This is a genomic window from Flavobacterium sp. 90 (assembly GCF_004339525.1).
In the GTDB taxonomy this organism is placed as follows: Bacteria; Bacteroidota; Bacteroidia; order Flavobacteriales; family Flavobacteriaceae; genus Flavobacterium.
In genome coordinates this window covers 5,235,600-5,257,931 of sequence record NZ_SMGE01000001.1, presented here as the reverse complement: position 1 = coordinate 5,257,931, position 22,332 = coordinate 5,235,600, and the positions used below count along the sequence as shown (strand labels likewise).

The window sequence follows — 22,332 nt, the reverse complement described above, 5'->3', positions numbered from 1 at the left end:
CCAATATTATGGTGGGATTTTATAAAAATTTCAAACACAATACATGGTAAATACATACATTCAATATGGTGTCCCGAGTGATTTAACCCAAAAACTAAAGTCGCTTAGTCTTCCCAAAACAACCTTTGAAAAGACATCAAATAAAAATCTAGTTGAAAAATATGGATTAAGTGTTGCTGAAGTTGAATTAGTTAAGGAATGTATAACTAGAAAAGCTATTGATGTAAATACAGTTGAAGCATTACTGAAAAATTCAAATTACACCTGTTGTATTTGTAAAGGAACAAAAGGAAAATCATACATTATTCACCATATAGAAGAGTTTTCTGTAAGTCAAAATAACCAATATTATAATTTAGCTGTTCTATGTCCTGATGACCACGATTTAGCACATAAAACTGGCAAATCCTTAACTTTGAAACTTACACAAGATCAAATATATAAAGCAAAAGAAACATGGGAAAAGGAAGTAAAAAATAGAAACATTGAAAAAGCGTCAAGAAATGGCAACATATTCGAAATTGATTTTATTAATATTCCCAGGATTTTAGAGCTTTGTATTGAACTTTTTGGAGGTGTGCCTGAAACAACTTACACTGCAACACTTATAAAAGATAAACTTATAAAAATCGATGGAAATATAAATTTAAATAAAGTTTCAAAAATAGCAGATAATCCTTCTACTCCGTTAATATTTTTTAATCCTTTAGGCTCAGCAATGCTGCTATTTCACTATTATGAGATCTTTAAAAAAGTACTTGCCACTTTAAATTTCAAAGATTTAGATACCTTACTTACACAGAAATCAGTAAAAGAAGGTATCGTTGGTGAATATTGTTTTTATGTTGGTGGATTATATAGTTCTAAACTTCCAAATTCAATATCTAACGAATCTGAGTTTATGAAATTTCATATTCAAAAAAAACCATTCTCTGTAGAATGGCTAGTAGATCCGAAATTTTTCACTTCAAGCTCAGCAAAATGGAGAACTAGTAACCGGACTGTATATATGATATTTGGAAAAATTAGAAATGTAGAAATTGAAGAAATAGAAGGTAAAAGACATATATTGATAGATATTCGACCTTATTGTTTTGGGTTACCCGAATTACAAAAAGACAGGAAGCCAAACATTGCTTACAGGGACATATTTGACGATATCTTTGATGAAGACCAAGATCAATAAACATCATCTATCAGCGATTTCGAGAAATTGCAAAATTTACGTTGAATCCAAATTTTTCATTAGCACGAAATTTTATTTAAAATTAAATTATGTACTTTTACTCAAACAAGAGTGTTAATATCTTCTTAAAATAGATTATTTTGCACTTTAACTTTTTTTTATGTTTCAACAAAAAAATGAATGTGGTTTGTTTTCGATATTTTGCTAAAATTTGTACCTCATTTGTACCTTAAAATCTGGAAAGCCCAGTAAACATTAAAATATTAATTTCTGCATCGGAAAATAATTAATATAATTTTAACATATTTATTTAAATTTGCGTTAAATCTTAAGCTAAAAATCCTATATATTTTACCTCAAAAGACACTTTTTGTACCGTAATTGTACCATAAAAGAAAAAATCTCTTTTATGTGTATTTTAGGGGCAAATAACGATGCTTAAATCCACTTAATATTATTAAAAACAATCAAAATTTAGTCAAATTAACATTTACTTGCTTTTCTTTTGTTTTATTTGGTTTAAAAATGTACCACTCTTTCATCTATTATCTGTGAGGTCTTGTAAACACTGATTTGTTACTTTCTTTCCCAGAAATTAACTTCTCATACAAAATAAGTTAAAACATATTTGAGATACAATCAGCATACAGAATTAACTACAGTATTAAAAACCTATTGCTTCTAATAATAAAAGAAAGATGCCTGAGCATCTTTCTTTTATTATTACACTTAGAGAACAACTAATTCTTAAAGCTTAAATTTATATTCAAGCATTTAATTCTTACTACGATCTGTATCTTTTAAAAATTTAATTAAACCTTTCATGTAGGTCTGCTGGTCATCATACATACTCATGTGACTTCCTTTATCACAATACAAATACGTTCCGTTTTTAACCTGTGTCGCTATCCATTTCATGTGTTCCGGATTCATCGTATCGTATTTTGCGCCAATAGATAACGTTGGTATTGTAATATTAGGAAGCTCTTTTGTAACATCCCATTTTTCAAGTTTGCCCGAAAGACCAAATTCGCTTGGTCCCTGCATCGTAACATACAGCGATTGGTTAATTTTGCTAAAAGCACGATTAACGGGTTCCGGCCACAAACTTGCATCTAAACGTAAAATATGTTTCGAATAAAAATTAGGCACAAGTAATCCCATGTATTCCGGATTTTCAAAATCTTTATTTTTTTCGATTTCCCTGATTTTGGCTAAAACTTTTGGATCTAATTGCTTCGCCAGTACTTCTTTTGCATATTTATCATATTCTGTCGCACTCATCATCATATTTGAAATGATCAATCCTTTTAAATTTTGTTGATATTTAAGCGCATATTGTGCTGCTAAAATTCCTCCCCACGAATGGCCTAATAAATAAAAGTTATCCTTGTTGAGTTTTAAAGCCACACGCACCTGCTCAACTTCCTCTACAAAGCGTGGCAAATCCCAAAGTGCAGGATCGTCTGGATTATCAGAATTACCCGTTCCTAGTTGATCGTAATAAATAAACTCGATACCTTCTGCTGGCAAAAAACTTTCCATACATTCAAAATACTCATGTGTTGCGCCTGGACCACCATTAAGAAGCAGCACCTTGATTTTTGGATTATTTCCAATTCTTTTTGTCCATACATTAAATTTACCTTTTGGTGTCGTAATTTGTACCACCTTTACGCCACCCGTTTTGATTCCCGAAGTAGTATCTGTTACATAATTGGTTACAGTTGTGTTTTTATTTTCTAAACTGTTTTCTTTATTACATGCATTTAGAAAAAATGCAACTAAGGCTAGTAAAAAAATGTTCTTGTAAGCGATCATGGGCGATGTTTAAATTTATTTATGTTTCTCTAAAAATTCTTAATTAATTTTGACCAAATGTTTTTCAATACTAGCTCTTTGAGATTCGTACTGTTGAGGAAGTTTTAAATTTTGCCCCAATTCTTCTAAGCTTTCATCTACTGTAAATCCGGGATTATCTGTTGCTATTTCAAACAAAACGCCTTCTGGTTCTCTGAAATACAAAGAATGGAAATATTGTCTGTCGATCTGCGGTGTAATTGATAATCCGTATGCTTCGATTTTTTCACGGAAGTGCATTAAAATCTCATCATTTTTTACACGAAAAGCAACGTGGTGAACTGTACCATTTGCGTTTAAACCTCGTTTTTCACCAGCCAATTCTACTAAGTCAACAATTGCGGCATTTTCTACGGCATCTGTTGCATAACGATAACGATTTACATCCTGATCAATCAACTTGTAGCCAAATATTTCTGTTAAGATTGCAGCAGTTGCTTTTACGCTATTTAAAGTGAGCGTAATGTTATGGAAGCCTTTTGTAGCTACATCTGCTTTTGCTTCATCTGTTTCCCAAGGTTTTCTGTTATCATCTGTTTTAGACTCTATTAACTCTAATTTTAACCCGTCTGGATCAAGAAAAGTAAGGTACTTTTCTCCGAATTTTTCAGCTGGTTTATTGTATATTACATTGTATTGCTCAAAACGTTTCTGCCAGAAATCAAGGCTTCCTTTTGGAACAGAATATCCAATTTCAGTTGCCATTCCAGATCCTTTTCTGCCCTGTTGAATGCCTTCTCCCCAAGGGAAAAAAGTTAAGATTGTTCCGGCGCTCCCTACTTCATCACCAAAGTAAAAATGATAGGTTCCCAGATCATCAAAATTTACTGTTTTTTTGATGAATCTTAATCCAAGTATATTAGCGTAAAAGTTAAAGTTGCGTTTAGCATCACCTGCAATTGCAGTAATATGGTGTAAGCCTAAAATTTTATTTTCCATGGTGCTATATGTATTTAAGTTGTTCTTAATTTTCTTACACAAATTTACTTCCGAAGATCCGCAACATCCATTAATCTAGATTAAGAAATAAAAATCATGTTTTTATATCCCTTATTCCCAAACAGTTTTATACCATTAAAAAATAATCTAGTATTTAGTTTTATTTTTTTGAAAGAAGCGCCTCTAAATCTTTAATTTGCTGTTCAAGATCGTTAATACGTTTGTTTTGAAGATCAAAAACTTCTTTGATTTCTGCAACTGTGTATCGTTGCGTGATATGCTGTGGGCAATTCCAATCATAAGCCTTAATTTTAAAAACCATCATTTGTTCCGGCTTAAACTTATAATCTTCAGGTTTTAGTTTTTCATATAATTCACTGTTGCCTTCAACAGCTAAAATTTGAGCTTCTGCATAAATTTTTAAGCGTGCTCTTTGCGGATAAGAAACCATAATAATGGCTACTTTAGGATTTTTTGAAATATTTCCGACCGAAATATATTGGCGATTCCCAACAAAATCAACAATTCCGATTGTATTTGCATCTATTATTTTCACAAAACCCTGTGGCCCGCCACGATGCTGTATGTAGGGAAATTCATTTTCACCATAAGAAGCCATGTAAAAGCTGTCCTGACTTTCTATAAATCCTATCTCTTGCTCTGTCAAGCCATCGGTGTAGGACATTTTTTCCATTCGGGCATAGCCGTTCCGGCTTCCTTTTTTTTCTTGAATTTCTTTTATGGCATCGCTGAAAGCTAATTCTTGATAATTCATGTTAAATTATATTTATATTTAAAGTTCCTGAATCTGTCTGACCATTTGATTTGTAAATCCCCATTCGTTATCGTACCAGGCCATAACTTTAACCAAATCTCCGTCTACCACTCTTGTCATTTCGAGATCTACAGTTGCAGCAAAAGTGCTTTTAATTATGTCGCTCGAAACCAATTGCTCATGGCTAACTTCAACTACTTTGTTGTAGCGGGGCGTTTGCGCTTCTTCGGTTAAAATCGCATTAATTTCTTCTACTGTAGTTCCTCTTTGCGTTACGAAAGTAATATCAGATATTGAACCAATTGGCACCGGCACACGCACGGCAATACCATCAAATTTGCCAACCAATTCGGGTAATGCTTTTGTAACGGCCACAGCTGCACCCGTCGCAGCTGGTGCTGAATTAAGACCGGCCGCACGTCCCATTCTTGGTTCTCTTTTAGAGGGAGCATCAACTAAAGTTTGAGAAGCCGTATAGGCATGTGTAGTATTTAAAATTGCTTTTTTTATCCCTATACGTCGTCCAAGAATTTCCATAATTGGGCCAATATTATTCGTTGTACAGCTACCACATGAAAAAATTTCTACTTTTCCTTCCTCTGTATTCACACCGTGCACAATTGTGGGAGTATCCTTTGTAGGACCAGAAATAACCACAAATTTAGCCCCTGCCTTCAAATGTTTTTCTGCATCGGGTTTATTGGTAAAAAAACCGGTACTTTCTATTACAACATCAACACTTAGAGATTTCCACGGAAGTTCTGACGGATCCTTAATTGTTGTATATTTAATTGCCTTTCCTTCAATAAAAATAGTATCATCTTTAAACGATACCGCTTTTTCATATTTACCGTAAATACTATCTCTTTGCAATAAAAAAACAGCATTTTCGATACTCATTAGATCATTAATTCCTACCACTTCCTGATCAGGAGTATTGGTAATAATTTTTAACGCGGCTCTGCCTATACGGCCAAAACCATTAATTGCAATTCTTTTCATATAATAGTGTATTTAATTTATAATAAGAAATAAAGGGTAACTGTTGCCCCAATAACAATTGCATTTTTTTTCACCATTGTTATATTAATTTTTTCTTTGAATATATTTCCTAAGTAACCTCCCAAAATAGAACCCGCCATCATTACGAGTGCAAAAGGCCAATAAATTAACCCTGAACAAATAAAAATCAGAATCGCAATTCCATTATTGGCTCCAACTAAAAACAGCGCTAATCTTTCCAGAGTCTCATTATTTTTGATTCCGTAAAAACTGTATAAGATAAAAATGATTATTCCCATACCTGCTCCAAAATAGCCACCATAGATACCTAATAAAAAAATCGGAATTAGCTTTTCGTGCGAGTATTTAAACTCTTTTCTGACTGCAAACTCCGAACTAAAATAACTCTGTATCCGATTAAAAAAAGTAAAAAGAATCCAGGAACATAATAATAAATAAGGGGCAACAGTTTCAAACACCGTATGTGAAAAGGCTATGAGCAAAAAGGCTCCTGTAACTCCTCCTATAGTGCAGGCTAAAACCATATAGCTGAAATGTCTATTAGAAATTTCTCTTGTTTTCTTACCGGATTTTGATGAGACAAGAAAACCAGATAAAAGAATTATGGTTGTAGTTGCAGTGCCTGTTACGGGTTGTATGCCTCTAAAAATCAAACTTGGAAAAATAATAAACCAGCCTCCGCCAATAGTTACATTCGCAGCACCTCCAATAAGGGCCATTAAAAATAAAAAGAAAAGTTCAGAATAAGCGTCCATAACAGTTAAAAGTTTAAATACCAATATGTTATTATTTCTCCTGCGATATCATGTCCAAATTCTTCAAGTGCAAAATGACCTGTAGGATAAAATAAAAGCTTTGAATTGTCTAGGTCTTCTCTAAGCATTTCTGCTCCTTCTTTTTTAAATACCTCATCATTCTCGCCCCAGACAATCAAGGTAACGGGTTGCAGATTTTTTAAAAAATCCTGCCAAAGCGGATAAAGCGCAACATTGGTCTTATAATCACGCTTTAATTCTATTTGAATCTCTTTAACTCCCTCCCGTTCCATTAAAAACTGATCTAAAAAATAGGTTTCTGCGGCTATATTTGAAATGTCCTGCGCTCCATTTGTGTATTCCCATTTGGTATAATCAAATTCAAAAAACCTTTTTAGTTTACTATGGCTTTCAAAATCATCCTTTTTATATAATTCATTAACTTCTTTTAACACATCACCAACCCCTTCAGTATAAATATTCCCATTTTGAAAAATAAGCATCTCTATCATTTCCGGACGCTTGATGAGCAATCGCATTAAAATCGGTGCACCATAGTCAAAAAGATAAAAACTCGCTTTAGTTATCTTTAACTTTTCCAGGAAATGGGTAACAATAGTAGCGTAGTTTTCGAAAGTGTAACTAAAAGTTTCCAAACTAGGAACATCACTGAAACCAAATGCGGGAAGATCTGGGGCAATTACATGAAAATGTTCTGCTAATTTAGAGATCACATTTCGAAACATATGCGAAGAGGAAGGAAATCCATGAAGTAATAATAAAATAGGATTTCCAGTTTCTCCGGCTTCGCGATAAGCAATTTTTATCGAATCTATGCTTATAACCTTATAACTTATTTTCGTTGTCTGTTTACTCCTAAAATCCATAACATTTAAATTTAATAATACATGAAATCATTTTATTTCCCGATTCTCTTAGTGGATTTCTGAAACGTTTATAAACTTTAAGCATTTATATATCAAAAAATTAGGCATTGGTTCCAATTGCATTTCTGTTATATACTTACTAAAAATTATAAAAAATAAAGATATTGGATTACAGTTCTTAACTCTGGAAATGAAAAATAAGTAAAGCAGGAAATAACTAAACGGTATTCTTCTAATTCAAAATAACCTCTGAAAATTATTGTGCCTTATAAACTTCCAATTCTATTTCTATCATTAATTCGGGAAATGCCAGTTCTTTTACTCCAAGCCAAGACCCAGTTGGGAAATTTTTCTTGTAGATTTCTTTTCTATATCCTGAGACTTCAAGAAATAATGGCATGTTGGTTGTGAAGATATTTTCCATCACTACATCATCAAATGTGCAACCGTAGTGCTTTAATATTTTATCCAAATCGGCATAGCTATTTTTCATTTGTTGCTCCAAATCACCTTTTGCTGTAGGCTTCCCTTTATCGTCAAAACTCACAGCTCCAGAAATTTTAATTGTATTGCCTATTTTTACTGCATGCGAATAACCATAAGCCTTTTCAACTTCCGGACGAAGTAAAAAATATTCCGGTCTCTCATTTACAATAACTGCTTTATCTTTAGTTTGATCTTCGAATTCCTTTTCCTTTTGACCACAACTTTGAATTGTAAATGCCAATGTAATACCTATTGACATTAATCTTAATTTTTTTAATACGGTTTTCATAACGATAATTTTATTGCGCCTACTTTAATAGGGTTTCAGCTTTCCCTTTTTTATTTTCAATTAACACAAATAAAGAATATTACTAATACGTGGCTATTTTAGACCTCAGATTTTTTTCTTATGAATCAGCATATAACAGTAGATTAAAAATGAGCTTGTTTACTTGTTGAAGCAAAATTATACCGAATGAAAATTTCATTCTCTGTGAATAATTTACTAATGATTATAATAAACTAAGATTTAATTATTTTTTTCGCTTTAGATTAGTAATCCTTATTTTTCTTTAGTAAATATGCACTGTGTAAGAAACTGAAATGTAATATTTTATATAAAAAAGCAATAACAATTAACAAGCTGTGATAAACACATCTTGCATAAAAAATCAACTTGTTAAAATAGATACAGTGCTATTTTTATCTGCTTTTAAGAAGTTTAATATAAAAAGACTAAATGAAAAAGGAAATCCCCATATTTAAAACGCCAAAAGAGATTAGCGATTGGTTTGGACTGCCCTCAACGGAATTAATAAGCAATGATTTTATGATTCAGGAAATTGACAAATGGAACAAAAATAAATTACTTACTGTTCCTGATAATTATAAAGCCAATTTCTTTACCATTTTGATAATTAATAAAGGTAGTGCAACACACCTTTTTAATGATAAGATAATAAAATTAGAAGCATCCGGTATTTTTCTAACTTGTCCAGGACATTATCGTAATTATAAATTTGATCATTTAACTGAAGCCCATTTTATCTCTTTTACTGAAAAATTTCTTGCCAGCCATTGCTTTTCGGATATATATAAAGAATTTCCTTTTTTGCTTTCTGAGTCATTAATTTATACAAAAGCAGATCCAGAAAACTACGACGCAATAACGTATAATACAAACCAAATTAAAAGAGAAATTCAACGTAATCCTGAGCAAAAAATGTTACTAATTGGTAATATGGTTGAATTTCTGCTTATTAAGATTAAAGAACTTTTTCAGAATCCATTGCATCCTTTTACTGATAATAGTAATTCAACAGTAAATACCTTTTATAAAGATTTGGGAAATTACTTTAATGAAATAGTACAAGGAAAAAAACCAAAACAATTAAAAACCAAAGATTTTGCAGACTTACAATTTTTAAATGAAGATTACTTTTCCAGAGTAATAAAAACTAAAACAGGAAGAACCCCAACTACATGGATAAATAGCAGACTTCTACTTGAAGTTAAATTGTTATTAACCGAAACATCTATGCCAATAACCGAAATTGCCGACCTATTTCAATTTACCAACAGTCGTTATTTTAACTTCTACTTTAAAAGCCAAACTACACTCACACCTGCTTTCTACAGGAAAAGTTTACATAAAAGTTAAAATCTTTAAATTTTATAAGTAATTGCCAAAATAAGAGTATCATTCAAATTTTCTTATCACATATCTTTGAAAAATAAAAGTTCCCAATTCCTCATTCAAAAAATTGTCCAACTTTATTTTACCAAACCATGATACCACAACTAACCACTATTAGCAAATACAAAGACCAGATTGATTTTTTAAATCTTACTTTTCATGATTATATAGACAATGATGAGTTTTCGATCGTAAAAGTTCATGAATGGGATCTGAAATTTCCTTTCCATTCGCCAACTTTTAGATCTGATTATTATAGTTTTACTATTGTCATTAAGGCAAATGGCAGTTTTACTGTAGGCGATAATAAGTTTGAATTACGTCCCAATCATGTGGTAGTAACCTGTCCCGATTCCTTCTTTAAAATTGATTGGACAGATATGGAAAAAGTTTACAATATAACATTCCAAAAATCTTTCATTTTAAAATACTTTCCAGGCGGCATTAATAATATATTGGACTTTGATGCTAAAAATGGTTATTGCTGCTGTCTGCCTAAAGATACAATGAACTATTTTGAACAAACTTGCCTTGAAATATATGAAGCAGCCACTTCAGATGCATGTTATAAAGAAGAGCTTATGGCAAACATGGCACTTAATCTTTTATTTTTAGTACAATTAGAACAGGAAAATGAAATAATATCAAAAAAAAATAATGAAAAAAACAATAAGATCATAATTGATTTTCGCCAAAATATGGAAAATAATTTTAACGAATTGATTAATGGTAACTGTTCCGTCCTGATGCGTATTAAAGAACATGCACAAATACAAAATCTAGATGAAAATTATTTATGCAAAATCATAACGAACGGGACTAAAAAAACAGTAAATGAATGGATAAACGAAAAACTAATAGATGAAATTAAGTATCTGCTAAAATATTCCGAAAAACCGATGAAAGATATCGCTTTTCTTTTTGGTTTTAGTGATTTGAATTATTTTTACAGCTTTTTCAAGACCCAAACACTATGTGCTCCAGGAGTTTACAGGAAACAATTTCAAAACTCATTTCCTGATTAATGTTTCTTCTTAAAGTAAAAAAAGATGAGTAAAATAGATAAAAAAGAAATGCCCGATTTTTACGATACCGTAAAAGTCATGGGGAGCAATTTCTCTGAGGGACACGTGGGTGACGAAGATTTCTCATTAATAATTTCAAAAATATTACATCCAAAAGAAAGGCTTCCATGGACATATACATTGCATCGTTCCACTTTTTTTGTAATTGGAATTGTTATTGATTCTTATGGCTCGATGAGATACGAAGATTTAACTGTAGATATTAAGCCCAATATGTTGTTTATGAACAAACCAGGAGATCTACAGGAATTAAAATGGGAAGAAGTGACCGAAACCTATGGATTGTTATTTTCAGAAGATTTTATTAAAAAATATGCCGGAATTTCTATTTATAAAACGTTTCCTTTTTTGTTGTTCGAAAGACATTTGCCGCTACATACCTCCGCAGAATTTCAGCAAGAGCTAAAAACTATTATTTTATTAATTTATCAGGAATTAAAAAAAGATTCACCTCTTAAAAAGAAATTATGTGCCAATTTGCTTACCAGAATTTTACTTAAAATAAAACAGGAATTCTGGGCAGGATACAGTGTGCATAATGTAGAATCTCGAAATTCAGATATTTTGAACGATTTTACACAAAATTTGGAGTATCATTATGATCAACTGCTAAAAGGTAAAGTTAAACAAATTCTGCATATTAAGGATTATGCCGAGATGCAGCAACTTCACGAAAACTATCTGTCAACTATTATTAAAGAGAAGACTGGAAAAACGGCTGGTCAGTTAATCTCCGAAAAAACGCTTTTTGTAGCAAAGATTTTAATTCAGGATTCTCAATTTACTATGAAAGAAATTGGATATATGTTAGGATTCAGCTACACTTCCTATTTTAGTATTTTCTTTAAAAAACATACCGGTGTTACTCCTTTAGATTACCGCAAAAAAAGTTTATCAAATTAATTGTCGTAGAAATGTCCGCCATAAACGAACTCAACATCTTTATTAGAATAAAACTTAAAAAACTTTATTTTAATTTTAATTAAAAATAAATTGGAATAATGTTTACCCAAATTAATACCGCCATTTCAAGATATGTGAACTTCACACAGGAGGAGCTTGATATATTTGATTCTTTATTGTATTTCAAAGAAATAAAAAAGAAAACCATTATGCTTCAAAAAGGTGAAAAATGCAGTTTTGAGGCATTTGTGGTTCGTGGATGTATCCGAAAATATTATATAGATGAAAACGGATTCGAAGTAATCTTGCAATTTGCAGTCGAAAATTCATGGATCAGCGATATTTCATTTAGCATTTACGAAAAAGATGCCAGCCATGTTTTTATAGAAACTATTGAGAACTCTGAACTTTTGATCTTTACCCCAGAAACCAAAGAGCAGCTTTTTGAGCGCGCGCCAAGGTTTGAGAGAGCTTTCAGAATTTTGGTTCAGCGTCATTTAGCCGTTACTCAAAATCGTCTTCTTCACAATATCACTTGCACGGCAGAACAAAAATATGATGAATTTCTGCAGGTATATCCAACTATACCATTGCGAGTGCCACAACATTATATTGCTTCTTATTTGGGTATTTCGCCAGAATTTTTATCAAAAATTAGAACCAGAAAACTTAAATCCTAATTACATAAATCTTGTCCTAGTTCAATGCGCAGGTTTCATTTATAATAGAAATTTGCGGTGAACCCAAACACTCAAAAACAATGGACAGGAAAGATTTTATCAAAAAAGGACTTTTAGGAACAGGAATGTTTGTTGCCTCAGCAGCAGTTGCAAATATCATGAAAAATGATATTGACGAAATAAAACCACTCGACCCTGTAGGTTTTAATCACCTGCCCAATCTAGACACTCCAGTAACAGAAAATAGCGTCTTACACAAGGCCGAATCAAGAGGGCATTCTAATCATGGATGGCTTGATACGCATCAGACTTTTAGCTTTGCTTCTTATTACAATCCGGACAGAATGCACTTTGGCGTCCTGAGAGTACTCAATGATGATGTTGTAAACCCATCAAAAGGATTTGGCACTCATCCTCATGATAATATGGAAATCATATCTATTCCTCTGGAAGGTGATCTTGAACATAAGGATAGTATGAATAATGTGGCTATCATCAAAAAAGCGGATATTCAGGTTATGAGTGCAGGAACCGGAATTTACCACAGTGAATTTAACAACAACCAGGACAAACCAGTTAAATTTCTTCAAATATGGCTTTATCCTAATAGAAAAAGTGTAATTCCGAGATACGACCAGATTACTTTAAAGCCACAAGACCGCCATAATAAGTTTCAACAAATTTTATCTCCTGATGCTACAGATGAGGGTGTATGGATCTATCAGGATGCCTGGTTTCACCTGGCAATTTTCGATAACAAATTTACAAGTACATACCAGATCAAAAAGAAAGGTAATGGTATCTATGCATTTATTATAAAAGGAAGTTTTTTGGTAAATGGTACTTTACTTAACGAAAAGGATGGAATGGGAATTTGGGACCTAGCTTCTCTTGAAGTAATTTCTCAGTTGGATGCTTCTGAAATACTTCTGATGGAAGTACCAATGACTATGTAAAATTATCATTATCATTCACATTTGACTACAATTATAGGTCAAAAACACAGTTTAAATCAATACCATTCTTATTTCAACGTTTCATAAAATTCAAAAACAAATGATTAAATCCAAGATCAAAGTCGCAAAGTGGGCATTATCTATTTTTATTTTTGCAACTACATGTCTCTACAGCCAAAACATTTCAAAAAACAATGTGAGCATGTATAAAATTCATGGTACTATAAAAGGCGATATTACCGATAGCTTTGCGTACTTATATTATAATAATGTTGAGGACAGCGTAACGATTGCCAATAATAATTTTGAATTTAAGGGTATAGTTAGTGATACAGTAAGTGCTCAGGTTTATATAAAATCTGCAGAGAATGCTCCTCAATTTTATTTGGAGAATAATACTATTGACATTCAGATTAGTGCAAATAAGGTTAATAAAGATGGGAAATCTGTGGAAACCATGCATATTGACGGAATTAAAGGATCTCATTCTTCGCAAATACAGCAAGAATATTTAAATTTTTATCAACAGAATGCAGGAAAAAAAGAATTTAATAAGCTACTATATTCTAAATTAACCGTCTTTTTAAAAAAACATCGCAGTCATCCTTTTAGCGGGGCAATATTAGCTGAATTGGCGATGGTAAATCCTATACTTAGCAAAAAAGAATTAAATACACTTTATTCCATTTTAGATATTACTAAACAAACGGATCAAGACCTCAGATTCTTTAAAAAAGGAATTGACAGATTAGGTACTTATGCCGTTGGAAAACCTTTCTTAGATTTTGAATTACCAGACCAAAATGGTGCTCTGGTTCATTTAAATAAATTTAATGGAAAAATTATTCTTATTGATTTTTGGGCTTCATGGTGTGCCCCCTGCAGAAAAAAAAGTCCTGAACTTATTGCTTTAAAACAGCAATATTCGGGTACTAATTTTGAAATAATTGGAATTTCCAGAGATAAAAATAGTAAACAGTGGAATGCTGCTATAGAAAAAGATAAGTTAGATTGGATAAATCTACTAGATCAGGATCAAAAAATCGAAAGCAGTCTAGGAATAGAAAACATTCCATACAACTATCTTATTGATGAAAAAGGTATTATTATAGGAATTAATCTTTCTCCAACAGAAATAGGTAAAATTTTATCTGCCAATACCAAAAAGACATAAAAATTTCACTTACCCTAAAATGGATATTATAAAAAATGAAGGAGTAGTTAAAAATACTCCTTCATTTTTTTTATCACTTAATTATTTTCCTGTTTTTCTCAAAAGAAAATCTTTTATAAGTCCGCCCATTTCAACACCAAAACTTTCAAGCGCAAAATGTCCCGTGCTGAATAAATGGAACTCTAAATTTTCCAGGTCTTTTTTGAAAGCTTCTGCTCCTACGCCTGGAAAAATATAATCGTCTTTTCCATAAACAACGATGGTTTCTGGCTGGTACTTTCTAAAATATTCCTGCCATTCAGGATACAATACCACATTGGTTTGATAATCATAGAACATCGCCAATTGAATATCTCCATTTTCCGGACGTTCTAAATGTCTCAAATCAATCTCCCAATTGTCTGGTGAAATTACAGAAACATCTGGCACAGCGTGAGTATACTGCCATTTTAATCCATCAGGAGCGTGGAACGTACTTAATGTGTTTATAGCCTCCTGGTTATTTATATCTTTCCAATATACTTTAAACGGATCCCAGAAAGTTTCAAGCCCTTCCTCATAAGCACAGCCATTCTGGATAATAAGTGTATCTATTTGATCCGGATTTCTACTGGCAATTCTAAAACCTATCGGTGCTCCATAATCCATCAAATAAAGACTGAATTTCTTTATATCCAATTCATCCAATAAAGTTTTAACAATATTCGACATGTTTTCAAATGTATAATCAAACTCTGCAATTGGAGGCTGCTCACTTCTGCCATATCCTGGATAATCTGGAGCGATTAAATGAAAATCATCTGATAGATCATTTATTAAATTTCGAAACATATGAGATGATGTTGGATATCCATGAAGCAAAACTATCGTTGGTTTGTTTTTATCACCTGCTTCTCTGTAAAAAATTTCTACTCCATTAATTTTTCTTGTGTGGTAACTTGTTTTCATAATACTGGGTTTTTAAATTAAATTTTTACTTTTTAAACTCTATTTTAATTGATTAAATAAATTTTCTGTCACTTTCTTTTATGGGCAGATCGTTGATACAAGCGAACCTTCTTTGCATTAATCCATCTTCATTAAATTCCCAATTTTCATTTCCATACGCCCTGAACCACTGCCCTTCTTCATTATGATATTCATATTCAAATCGAACAGCTATTCGGTTATCGGTATGTGCCCAATATTCTTTTTTAAGCTTATAGTCAAGCTCTTTTGACCATTTTCCTGTTAAGAATGTTACAATTTCTTCGGTGCCGTTTATAAATAGATGACGGTTTCTCCATTCACTGTCAGCTGTATATCCCTGCGAAACTCTGTAGGGATCTTTACTGTTCCAGGAATCTTCTGCCAATTGAATTTTCTCAATTGCCGTCTCCAATGTAAAGGGCGGAATTGGGTATCTCTTTACCATGATTTATATTTTTAAGTATTTATATACCACAAACTTAGGCTTTGAATTCAATAGCATTTCTGTTATATTCTTACCAAAAATTATAATAAATAAAGATATTTGGAGACCATTTCTTTAATCTGGAAATGAATAAGAATTAAGGTGTCGAATCATACAGAAAAACTGATTTTTAAAAGGTATTTTGATTACTAAAAATCATCTGAATTTGAGCTTTTTTTTAGAATTTTAAACCGTATGATATAGTCTAAAATAAAATGGCAGCATCCAAAAGAATGCTGCCATTTTAAAAAGCGAATTAATTTATTAACACTGTTAGTTTTTCAGCCTCATCATAACCTTTCATTTTTAATTAGAAAATATAATCACTACTTAAAAAATTGGAATCGTGATCCTAAAAACTCTAAAATTTTATTCCTTTTTCATACTGATATAATGATCTAACGAATATCTACCTGCACCAAAAAAACAAATTAATAAAAAACAAAGACTGTAAATTAAGGGAACATCTTTTACTAGAGCAGGATCGTTAAAATGCAGTACAAAATAACCTGTAAGTGTAACCGCTAAAATAGGTAAAGTGGCAATACGTGTCATTAAACCGAATATAATAAAAATAGGCATGACAAGATTTGCAGTTGTTGCAAAAGCTTGATTTAATGCTTCCGGAAGTCCTAAAGGATTAGGGACAACTTCTGCTAGTGCCGTCCCAATACCTATTTTTTTTAACCCATGAGCATAAATCAGTTCACATGAAATGGCGATCCTAAAAAAAAGTAAAACAATGTTATTCAACTTGGTTCCCAAATTTGAACGGAATAGAGCATATATATTTATCATTATTTCTATTTTTCTTTATTAGTGTTTTAGCATTGCTCTGCCATATTGAACACCAATTCCATATGATCCACCATATTTTTGAACTAAGTCTGTTACGGCAGTATAGGTTTCTGATCTTGACCAGTCACGTTGCAACTCTAATAAATATTGCATAGATGTAATAGGTCTTGCTCCGGCCTGAACCATACGCGTCACAGCTTGATTATGAGCTTCATCTGTCACATCTCCACTTGCATCTGTAATTACATAAACAGTGTATCCATCATTTATGGCTGATAATGCAGGTCCAACAATACAAACAGAAGTCCATAAACCACCCATTACTATTGTTTTATTTCCTTTACTTACTACTTCTTTGTAAGCATTAGCATCTTCCCAGAAATTCATGGAGGTTCTGTCAAAATACTTAGTGCTTGATTTAGGATAAAATTCCTGAACTTCAGGAAAAACCGGTCCGCTAAAAGACTCTTCGGCAACCGTTGTAATAACAGTAGGCACTTTAAAAATCTTAGATGCTCCTGCAACCAGAGCAGTATTAGTTCTTAGTTGATCAACTGGTATGTTACCCACTGCAAATGCCATTTGGCTTTCATGATCTACTAAAATCAAAGTATGATTTTTAGGGTTTAACAATTGTGGACTTGGTTTTTGTGCAAAGGCATTTAGTGAAGACAATGCAACTGTTGCTGCTAAAATTAAATTTTTCATAATGATTTAGATTTAATGGTTAATTTTTTAACTGTTTGATTTTTATAACTTCTTTTTAATTAAAACTTTAGATCAATTTTTAAATTGATTATCTATTACTGATTTTCTTCTATTTAACTTTTTTACTCAAAAAGTTTATAATCAGTTTAGAGATTTTTAAGTGGTGTTCTTCTAATGCAAAATGACCGCCGTTTAATAAATGAATTTCAGCATTTGGGTTGTCTTTTTTATAGGCATTTGCTCCCGCAGCAGTAAAAAACTGATCGTTTTTGCCCCAAATAACTAACATAGGCGGCTTGTATTTGGCAAAATACTGGTGCCATTTTTCATACAGTACTATATTAGATCCATAATCACGAAATAGCGCCAACTGTATAACATCATTTCCTTTTCTGTCTAAATAATACTGATCAATACTATAGCTATCCGGTGCTATCTTTTCAGGAGCTCCAGCACCTGTTAGATATTGCCATTTTGTAGCATCAAGGGTCAGAAAAAAACGTGCTGCTTTTTCAGTTTCAGCATTTGGATTTTCAACATAGGCTATTAAAGGTTTTAGAACTTCACCTAATCCTTCAACATAAGCATTTGAATTTTGAATTATAAGTGATTGAATCAGTTCAGGTCTTCTTGTTACTATTCGCATACCAACGGGTCCTCCGTAATCCTGAATGTAAAAACTCGTTTTCGTGATTTTCAATTGATCAATAAAATGCTCTATTGTAATGGATAAATTATCAAAGGTGTATTGATACTGCTGAGGAGTTGGAGCACTACTTTGTCCAAAACCAGGATAATCAGGAGCAATTACATGATAATTATGAGCAAGTTCATTAATGAGATTTCGGTACATATGCGACGATGACGGAAATCCATGCAATAAAATAATGGTAGGTTTTGACGTTTCCCCTGCTTCGCGGTAAAAAATTTTCAAACTATCAACGAGTATTGTTTTGTATTCAACAGCTTTATAAATATCAATTTTTGAAATCGTATTTTTCGCTACAAAAGGTTTTGCGTAAGATTTAAAGCTTGTTAAAAACATAATCGTTAAGACTGACATAATAAGTTTTGTCTTCATTTTTATTTGTTTTAGTTTTTAATAAATTGTCTGTAGAATATTTCCCTGACCAAAAAATTATATCAGATTGAATGTTTTAATCAGCCTATTGGGAATTATTTTTTTTGATATCCTCCATAAAAATTGACCGGTGACCAATCTGGAATTGCTTTTTCTATTGCAGGACTTAGCCTTGCAAACTCTTTATCACCAAAGACAACATTACCTCCTACTACTGTTAAAACAGCCGATAAATCTTTGATTTTACTTTCTGGTACGCTGAAATAATCATCTGATAATAGTATAAAATCGGCAAACATTCCTTTTTCTAAAGTACCTTTTACAGCTTCTTCTTTTGATACCCACGCACTACCTTTTGTGTATAATAAAAGTGCTTCTTCGCGGGTAAGTAAGTTGTCAGGAGCACTTAGTTGTAAACCTCCAACCGTTTTACCGGAAACCATCCAGTACAATGCAGACCACGGATTATAACTGGCAACTCTTGTCCCGTCGGTGCCTGCCCCTAGAGGAATTCCCATTTTGATCATTAATTTTAAAGGCGGTGCATATTTTGCTTTAGATGCTCCATATCTTTCAACAAAATATTCTCCTGCATACGCCATTCTGGCTTGAATCGCAATACCTCCATTCAGCGCTTTAATTCTTTTTAGTTGCTGTTCCGTAACGGTTTCTGCATGATCAAACAACCATCTTTGTTTTGCTAACTTTCCATTCGTTTCTTTATTGACTTCTTCAAGAACTTCCAACAAATTAGCAATCGTTTCTCCATAGGTTGCATGAATTCTAAACGGCCAACCACTATCAACATGCAAACGAATCACTTTTTTGATATCACTTCTCCACGAAGGTCTGTCTTCTAACATAGGTTGTGGAGCCAAAAAGTTTTCAAAATCACCTGCACTCCACGTAAGAAATTCTCCACCTCCTTCTAATTCATAACCATGATCCAAATGAATTTCTCCATTATTGCCTACTTTATTTGTTGCAATCCAATTTTGAAATTCTGCAAACTCTTTTCCTTTATTTTGAGGAAATAAGTAATAAGATAATCGTATTGGCATTTCTCCCTGATTGGCAAGTGCTTTTGTCGCACCATAATCTTTAGGAAACGCATGTCCGCCACCTCCGGCATCGATACCGCTTGTAATACCATATCGATTCAATTCTCTGTAAAATTGTTTGGTAGAATTTAGCATTTGCTCATCATTCATAGGTGGCAATGCCCCTATTGCCGCATAAAGAATTGTTGGATTTGGTTCTGCCAACAAAACTCCAGTCAATTTACCATCCGGACCTTTTTCATATGAACTTCCCTCTGGCGGTTTAGTATTTTCATCAATTTTAAGAACTTTTAAGCCACTTTTATTCATCCAGCCTCGGCTATACAGAAATAATACAAATGCTGGAACATCTCCTGTTGCTTCATTAATTTCCTCGGTTGTTGGAAATCTTTTTTCTTCAAACTGAAACGGACTCCAACCTCCTACTACTCGCACCCATTGCCCTTTTGGAGTTCTGGCGGCTTGTTCTTTTAACATTTTTAGTGCTGTTTTCAAGGACGTTACACCATCCCATCTTAATTCGGCATTATAAAAACGTCCTCCTCTGGTTAAATGCAAATGAGAATCATTCAATCCGGGAACAATTGTTCGCCCATTAGCATCGATAACTTTTGTTTGCTCCCCTTTTAGCTTTAGAATCTCTTCATTAGTTCCAAATGCTAAGACTTTCCCTTTTTTTACTGCTATCGCTTCACTAATCGTGTTGTTTTTATCCATGATGGCTATTTTGCCATTGGTGACAATTAAATCTGGTGTTGAAGCATCAATTTCTTTCTTTTCTTTTTGACAAGAAATGAATAGTATTATAAGTAATACTAAGAATATAGATTTTCTCATTGTGACTGTTTTTTATATATTATTAATTGCGAATACTATCTTAATTGTTTGAACTTTATTTAGAAGTAATTAATCTATCCTTGAAGCTGAAATAATTACATCTGCTACTAATTCAGGCTGCGATATATAAACCGCATGACTTCCTTTAACATACGTGGCAATTGTTTTGGAACGTTTGTACATTGCTTCCTGGATTTCTGGCGGAATACTCTTGTCTTCGGTTGCAATTACGCCATATGCAGGTTTTGATTTCCAAGCCGCATTTTTAATTGGTGTTACAAATCCTTTAGCATAAAAGGCACCTTGCGAAGCATACATAAAATCGGCATCTTCTGCACTTAGATCAGCGCATATTCCCATATGGTATTTATCCTTTTCATAATAAATAATACCATTTTCGTCCGGAGACAAAACTCCGTTTTCAGGTGCCGGCGGAGCAGTTTGTATCCATTGTAATGCTGTTTCATCGTCTCCCGGCTGAAATGCTGCTACATAAACTAATGCCGCAACATTTGGGTGATTACCAGCCTCTGTAATTATAGCCCCACCGTATGAATGCCCTACAAGAACAGCGCTTTCATTTAGTTTGTCTAAAGCTATATTTACAGCCTGAACACCGTCTTCTAGTGATGTTAAGGGATTATGTACTACAGTAACATTATATCCGCTATTATTAAGTATATTATATATACCTCTCCATCCTGAACCATCTGCAAATGCACCATGCATAAGCACTATATTTTTAATTGTTTTCATGCTTTTATTTTTTTTAGCGATTATAAAACGATTATTTTTTGTGATTTTTAATAACCAGAAAGTATTGTTTATTTCATCACTTTAAGTTTAAGAATCACATCTTATTAATTATAGAATTTGAAGTCTGATAAAAAACTAAAAACCAGTTCCTTTACTTGTTGAAACAAAATTACACCTAATGAAAGCGTGCTTTTCTGTGAATAATTCACTAAAAATTATAATAAACTAAGATTTGAAAAGTTTTGTCACTTTATATTGGTAAAGCTTATTTTGTTTTAAACCTAAATCTAAGATTGGATATCGTAATCATATTGAAAAACAGTAGATTAAAATAGTACACAAAAGAAAACTTCTGTTAATCATATTAAATATGACGAACAGAAGTTTCTGCAATAATCTTTAAGATCTTACTATAATATTATTCCATTATAATAATTTTATTTTGCCTCCTGGCTTAAAATGGATGCCACCACTCCTGGTTGCGAGAAAAACGGTGTATGACTTGTAGGTAGCGAATACGTTTTTGTTATGTTAGCCGTTTTTGCCATACTTTTTTGCAAGGTCAACCCTATAGCATGATCATATTCAGTAAAAATATATACCTTATCTATTTTACCAAAATTAGCAGGTGTAAGTGCAACTGGAGTTGCAAGCGGGCCCATTGGCTCTGGCTTAAAATTAGCAATTAAACCGTCAGCTGTTTTTTTCGGTGCATCAGCAGCAAAAAAGTCTAAAATACCTTCTTTAGCAATTCCTACCACACCTGATTTTTCATCTGGTTGTATGTATTGCCCGATATGAGTTTCTTTATCTGCCGCCGAAATTGAAAAAAGGCTTTCTCCGTTATTTGGTACATATGCACAAAGGTATATCAGTTTTTTAATTTGTCCTGGGATTTGCTCAGCAGTTTCACTAACAACCATACCGCCAAAACTATGTCCTACAAGAGTAATGTTTTTTCTTGTTCCAATTGCTTTTTTAACGACATCTACATAACCTTGCAATGTTAATGATGAAACTGGTGTCTTGTCGTCTCCATGCCCTGGCAAATTTACTGTTATTACTTCATTGCCACTCTTTTTAAGTTCTGCTTCAACATCCTTAAAATCCTTGGCTGAAGACCATGCTCCATGTACTATAACAATTGTACTTGGGCTAACCGTATTAGCCTGAATTTGTGTTCCGAAAGCAGTCATTAAAATCACTGCTGCTGTTGTAATTGATTTTTTCATT

The 22,332-nt window shown here is 32.7% G+C and carries 22 protein-coding genes; 7 read left to right on the top strand and 15 right to left on the bottom strand.

The window, feature by feature from the left end; translation table 11 throughout:
- Positions 1–43: 43 nt before the first annotated feature.
- Positions 44–1,186, top strand: a complete 1,143-nt coding sequence (locus tag C8C83_RS21175; protein WP_121330550.1) for an HNH endonuclease signature motif containing protein — start codon at positions 44–46, stop codon at positions 1,184–1,186.
- A gap of 774 nt (positions 1,187–1,960) precedes the next feature.
- On the opposite strand, the gene C8C83_RS21170 is transcribed toward C8C83_RS21175, so the two are convergent.
- The 7 genes from C8C83_RS21170 to C8C83_RS21140 form a co-directional block, all read right to left on the bottom strand.
- On the bottom strand, positions 1,961–3,007 hold the full coding sequence (locus C8C83_RS21170; RefSeq protein ID WP_121330549.1) for a proline iminopeptidase-family hydrolase: 1,047 nt from the start codon (positions 3,005–3,007) through the stop codon (positions 1,961–1,963).
- Between the two features lie 39 nt (positions 3,008–3,046).
- On the bottom strand, positions 3,047–3,985 hold the full coding sequence (locus C8C83_RS21165; protein WP_121330548.1) for a ring-cleaving dioxygenase: 939 nt from the start codon (positions 3,983–3,985) through the stop codon (positions 3,047–3,049).
- A 160-nt stretch (positions 3,986–4,145) separates the two neighbouring features.
- On the bottom strand, positions 4,146–4,760 hold the full coding sequence (locus tag C8C83_RS21160) for a pyridoxamine 5'-phosphate oxidase family protein (protein WP_121330547.1): 615 nt from the start codon (positions 4,758–4,760) through the stop codon (positions 4,146–4,148).
- An 18-nt stretch (positions 4,761–4,778) separates the two neighbouring features.
- On the bottom strand, positions 4,779–5,762 hold the full coding sequence (locus tag C8C83_RS21155) for a glyceraldehyde 3-phosphate dehydrogenase NAD-binding domain-containing protein (protein ID WP_121330546.1): 984 nt from the start codon (positions 5,760–5,762) through the stop codon (positions 4,779–4,781).
- 17 nt (positions 5,763–5,779) lie between these two features.
- Complete coding sequence (locus tag C8C83_RS21150) at positions 5,780–6,538, bottom strand: sulfite exporter TauE/SafE family protein (RefSeq protein ID WP_132011893.1); 759 nt, start codon at positions 6,536–6,538, stop codon at positions 5,780–5,782.
- A 5-nt stretch (positions 6,539–6,543) separates the two neighbouring features.
- Positions 6,544–7,425: an alpha/beta hydrolase gene (locus C8C83_RS21145; RefSeq protein WP_121330544.1), complete on the bottom strand. Its 882-nt coding sequence runs from the start codon at positions 7,423–7,425 to the stop codon at positions 6,544–6,546.
- A gap of 256 nt (positions 7,426–7,681) precedes the next feature.
- Positions 7,682–8,200 (bottom strand): RidA family protein, encoded by a 519-nt coding sequence (locus C8C83_RS21140; protein ID WP_121330543.1) that lies wholly within the window; start codon positions 8,198–8,200, stop codon positions 7,682–7,684.
- A gap of 450 nt (positions 8,201–8,650) precedes the next feature.
- On the opposite strand from C8C83_RS21140, the gene C8C83_RS21135 reads away from it, so the two are divergent.
- The 6 genes from C8C83_RS21135 to C8C83_RS21110 all read left to right on the top strand — a co-directional run bounded on the left by C8C83_RS21135 (position 8,651) and on the right by C8C83_RS21110 (position 14,405).
- Entirely contained in the window at positions 8,651–9,571 is a 921-nt protein-coding gene (locus C8C83_RS21135; protein ID WP_121330542.1) for a helix-turn-helix domain-containing protein, read from the top strand.
- Positions 9,572–9,699: 128 nt separating this feature from the next.
- Positions 9,700–10,632 carry an AraC family transcriptional regulator gene (locus C8C83_RS21130; RefSeq protein ID WP_121330541.1) on the top strand — a complete coding sequence of 311 codons (933 nt, stop codon included), beginning with the start codon at positions 9,700–9,702 and terminating at the stop codon, positions 10,630–10,632.
- Positions 10,633–10,656: 24 nt separating this feature from the next.
- Positions 10,657–11,595 (top strand): AraC family transcriptional regulator, encoded by a 939-nt coding sequence (locus C8C83_RS21125; RefSeq protein ID WP_121330540.1) that lies wholly within the window; start codon positions 10,657–10,659, stop codon positions 11,593–11,595.
- Positions 11,596–11,693: 98 nt separating this feature from the next.
- Positions 11,694–12,275 (top strand): Crp/Fnr family transcriptional regulator, encoded by a 582-nt coding sequence (locus C8C83_RS21120; protein WP_121330539.1) that lies wholly within the window; start codon positions 11,694–11,696, stop codon positions 12,273–12,275.
- A gap of 80 nt (positions 12,276–12,355) precedes the next feature.
- Entirely contained in the window at positions 12,356–13,231 is an 876-nt protein-coding gene (locus tag C8C83_RS21115) for a pirin family protein (RefSeq protein ID WP_121330538.1), read from the top strand.
- Between the two features lie 100 nt (positions 13,232–13,331).
- Positions 13,332–14,405 carry a TlpA disulfide reductase family protein gene (locus C8C83_RS21110; RefSeq protein ID WP_121330537.1) on the top strand — a complete coding sequence of 358 codons (1,074 nt, stop codon included), beginning with the start codon at positions 13,332–13,334 and terminating at the stop codon, positions 14,403–14,405.
- A gap of 81 nt (positions 14,406–14,486) precedes the next feature.
- Here the strand turns inward: C8C83_RS21110 and C8C83_RS21105 are convergent, their stop codons facing one another.
- The 8 genes from C8C83_RS21105 to C8C83_RS21070 all read right to left on the bottom strand — a co-directional run bounded on the left by C8C83_RS21105 (position 14,487) and on the right by C8C83_RS21070 (position 22,331).
- On the bottom strand, positions 14,487–15,353 hold the full coding sequence (locus C8C83_RS21105) for an alpha/beta hydrolase (RefSeq protein WP_121330536.1): 867 nt from the start codon (positions 15,351–15,353) through the stop codon (positions 14,487–14,489).
- A gap of 52 nt (positions 15,354–15,405) precedes the next feature.
- On the bottom strand, positions 15,406–15,819 hold the full coding sequence (locus C8C83_RS21100; protein WP_199735316.1) for a nuclear transport factor 2 family protein: 414 nt from the start codon (positions 15,817–15,819) through the stop codon (positions 15,406–15,408).
- A 408-nt stretch (positions 15,820–16,227) separates the two neighbouring features.
- Positions 16,228–16,656 carry a DoxX family protein gene (locus tag C8C83_RS21095; protein WP_121330534.1) on the bottom strand — a complete coding sequence of 143 codons (429 nt, stop codon included), beginning with the start codon at positions 16,654–16,656 and terminating at the stop codon, positions 16,228–16,230.
- Between the two features lie 18 nt (positions 16,657–16,674).
- Positions 16,675–17,364 carry a hydrolase gene (locus tag C8C83_RS21090; RefSeq protein WP_121330533.1) on the bottom strand — a complete coding sequence of 230 codons (690 nt, stop codon included), beginning with the start codon at positions 17,362–17,364 and terminating at the stop codon, positions 16,675–16,677.
- A gap of 109 nt (positions 17,365–17,473) precedes the next feature.
- Positions 17,474–18,445 carry an alpha/beta hydrolase gene (locus C8C83_RS21085; RefSeq protein WP_207903541.1) on the bottom strand — a complete coding sequence of 324 codons (972 nt, stop codon included), beginning with the start codon at positions 18,443–18,445 and terminating at the stop codon, positions 17,474–17,476.
- A 95-nt stretch (positions 18,446–18,540) separates the two neighbouring features.
- Positions 18,541–20,343, bottom strand: coding sequence for an amidohydrolase (locus C8C83_RS21080; protein WP_121330532.1), 1,803 nt, complete (start codon positions 20,341–20,343; stop codon positions 18,541–18,543).
- Positions 20,344–20,412: 69 nt separating this feature from the next.
- Positions 20,413–21,099 (bottom strand): alpha/beta hydrolase, encoded by a 687-nt coding sequence (locus C8C83_RS21075; RefSeq protein WP_121330531.1) that lies wholly within the window; start codon positions 21,097–21,099, stop codon positions 20,413–20,415.
- A gap of 437 nt (positions 21,100–21,536) precedes the next feature.
- Positions 21,537–22,331, bottom strand: coding sequence for an alpha/beta hydrolase (locus C8C83_RS21070; protein WP_132011892.1), 795 nt, complete (start codon positions 22,329–22,331; stop codon positions 21,537–21,539).
- Position 22,332 lies beyond the last annotated feature (1 nt).

What these genes read in the sequence shown, in the direction of transcription:
- C8C83_RS21125 (WP_121330540.1), top strand. Translation starts at nt 10,657, where the DNA reads ATGAGTAAAATAGATAAAAAAGAAATGCCCGATTTTTACGATACCGTA.
- C8C83_RS21135 (WP_121330542.1), top strand. Translation starts at nt 8,651, where the DNA reads ATGAAAAAGGAAATCCCCATATTTAAAACGCCAAAAGAGATTAGCGAT.
- C8C83_RS21070 (WP_132011892.1), bottom strand. Translation starts at nt 22,331, where the DNA reads ATGAAAAAATCAATTACAACAGCAGCAGTGATTTTAATGACTGCTTTC.
- C8C83_RS21140 (WP_121330543.1), bottom strand. Translation starts at nt 8,200, where the DNA reads ATGAAAACCGTATTAAAAAAATTAAGATTAATGTCAATAGGTATTACA.
- C8C83_RS21095 (WP_121330534.1), bottom strand. Translation starts at nt 16,656, where the DNA reads ATGATAAATATATATGCTCTATTCCGTTCAAATTTGGGAACCAAGTTG.
- C8C83_RS21155 (WP_121330546.1), bottom strand. Translation starts at nt 5,762, where the DNA reads ATGAAAAGAATTGCAATTAATGGTTTTGGCCGTATAGGCAGAGCCGCG.
- C8C83_RS21165 (WP_121330548.1), bottom strand. Translation starts at nt 3,985, where the DNA reads ATGGAAAATAAAATTTTAGGCTTACACCATATTACTGCAATTGCAGGT.
- C8C83_RS21100 (WP_199735316.1), bottom strand. Translation starts at nt 15,819, where the DNA reads ATGGTAAAGAGATACCCAATTCCGCCCTTTACATTGGAGACGGCAATT.
- C8C83_RS21150 (WP_132011893.1), bottom strand. Translation starts at nt 6,538, where the DNA reads ATGGACGCTTATTCTGAACTTTTCTTTTTATTTTTAATGGCCCTTATT.
- C8C83_RS21120 (WP_121330539.1), top strand. Translation starts at nt 11,694, where the DNA reads ATGTTTACCCAAATTAATACCGCCATTTCAAGATATGTGAACTTCACA.
- C8C83_RS21145 (WP_121330544.1), bottom strand. Translation starts at nt 7,425, where the DNA reads ATGGATTTTAGGAGTAAACAGACAACGAAAATAAGTTATAAGGTTATA.
- C8C83_RS21160 (WP_121330547.1), bottom strand. Translation starts at nt 4,760, where the DNA reads ATGAATTATCAAGAATTAGCTTTCAGCGATGCCATAAAAGAAATTCAA.
- C8C83_RS21080 (WP_121330532.1), bottom strand. Translation starts at nt 20,343, where the DNA reads ATGAGAAAATCTATATTCTTAGTATTACTTATAATACTATTCATTTCT.
- C8C83_RS21115 (WP_121330538.1), top strand. Translation starts at nt 12,356, where the DNA reads ATGGACAGGAAAGATTTTATCAAAAAAGGACTTTTAGGAACAGGAATG.
- C8C83_RS21170 (WP_121330549.1), bottom strand. Translation starts at nt 3,007, where the DNA reads ATGATCGCTTACAAGAACATTTTTTTACTAGCCTTAGTTGCATTTTTT.
- C8C83_RS21110 (WP_121330537.1), top strand. Translation starts at nt 13,332, where the DNA reads ATGATTAAATCCAAGATCAAAGTCGCAAAGTGGGCATTATCTATTTTT.
- C8C83_RS21105 (WP_121330536.1), bottom strand. Translation starts at nt 15,353, where the DNA reads ATGAAAACAAGTTACCACACAAGAAAAATTAATGGAGTAGAAATTTTT.
- C8C83_RS21075 (WP_121330531.1), bottom strand. Translation starts at nt 21,099, where the DNA reads ATGAAAACAATTAAAAATATAGTGCTTATGCATGGTGCATTTGCAGAT.
- C8C83_RS21175 (WP_121330550.1), top strand. Translation starts at nt 44, where the DNA reads ATGGTAAATACATACATTCAATATGGTGTCCCGAGTGATTTAACCCAA.
- C8C83_RS21090 (WP_121330533.1), bottom strand. Translation starts at nt 17,364, where the DNA reads ATGAAAAATTTAATTTTAGCAGCAACAGTTGCATTGTCTTCACTAAAT.
- C8C83_RS21085 (WP_207903541.1), bottom strand. Translation starts at nt 18,445, where the DNA reads ATGAAGACAAAACTTATTATGTCAGTCTTAACGATTATGTTTTTAACA.
- C8C83_RS21130 (WP_121330541.1), top strand. Translation starts at nt 9,700, where the DNA reads ATGATACCACAACTAACCACTATTAGCAAATACAAAGACCAGATTGAT.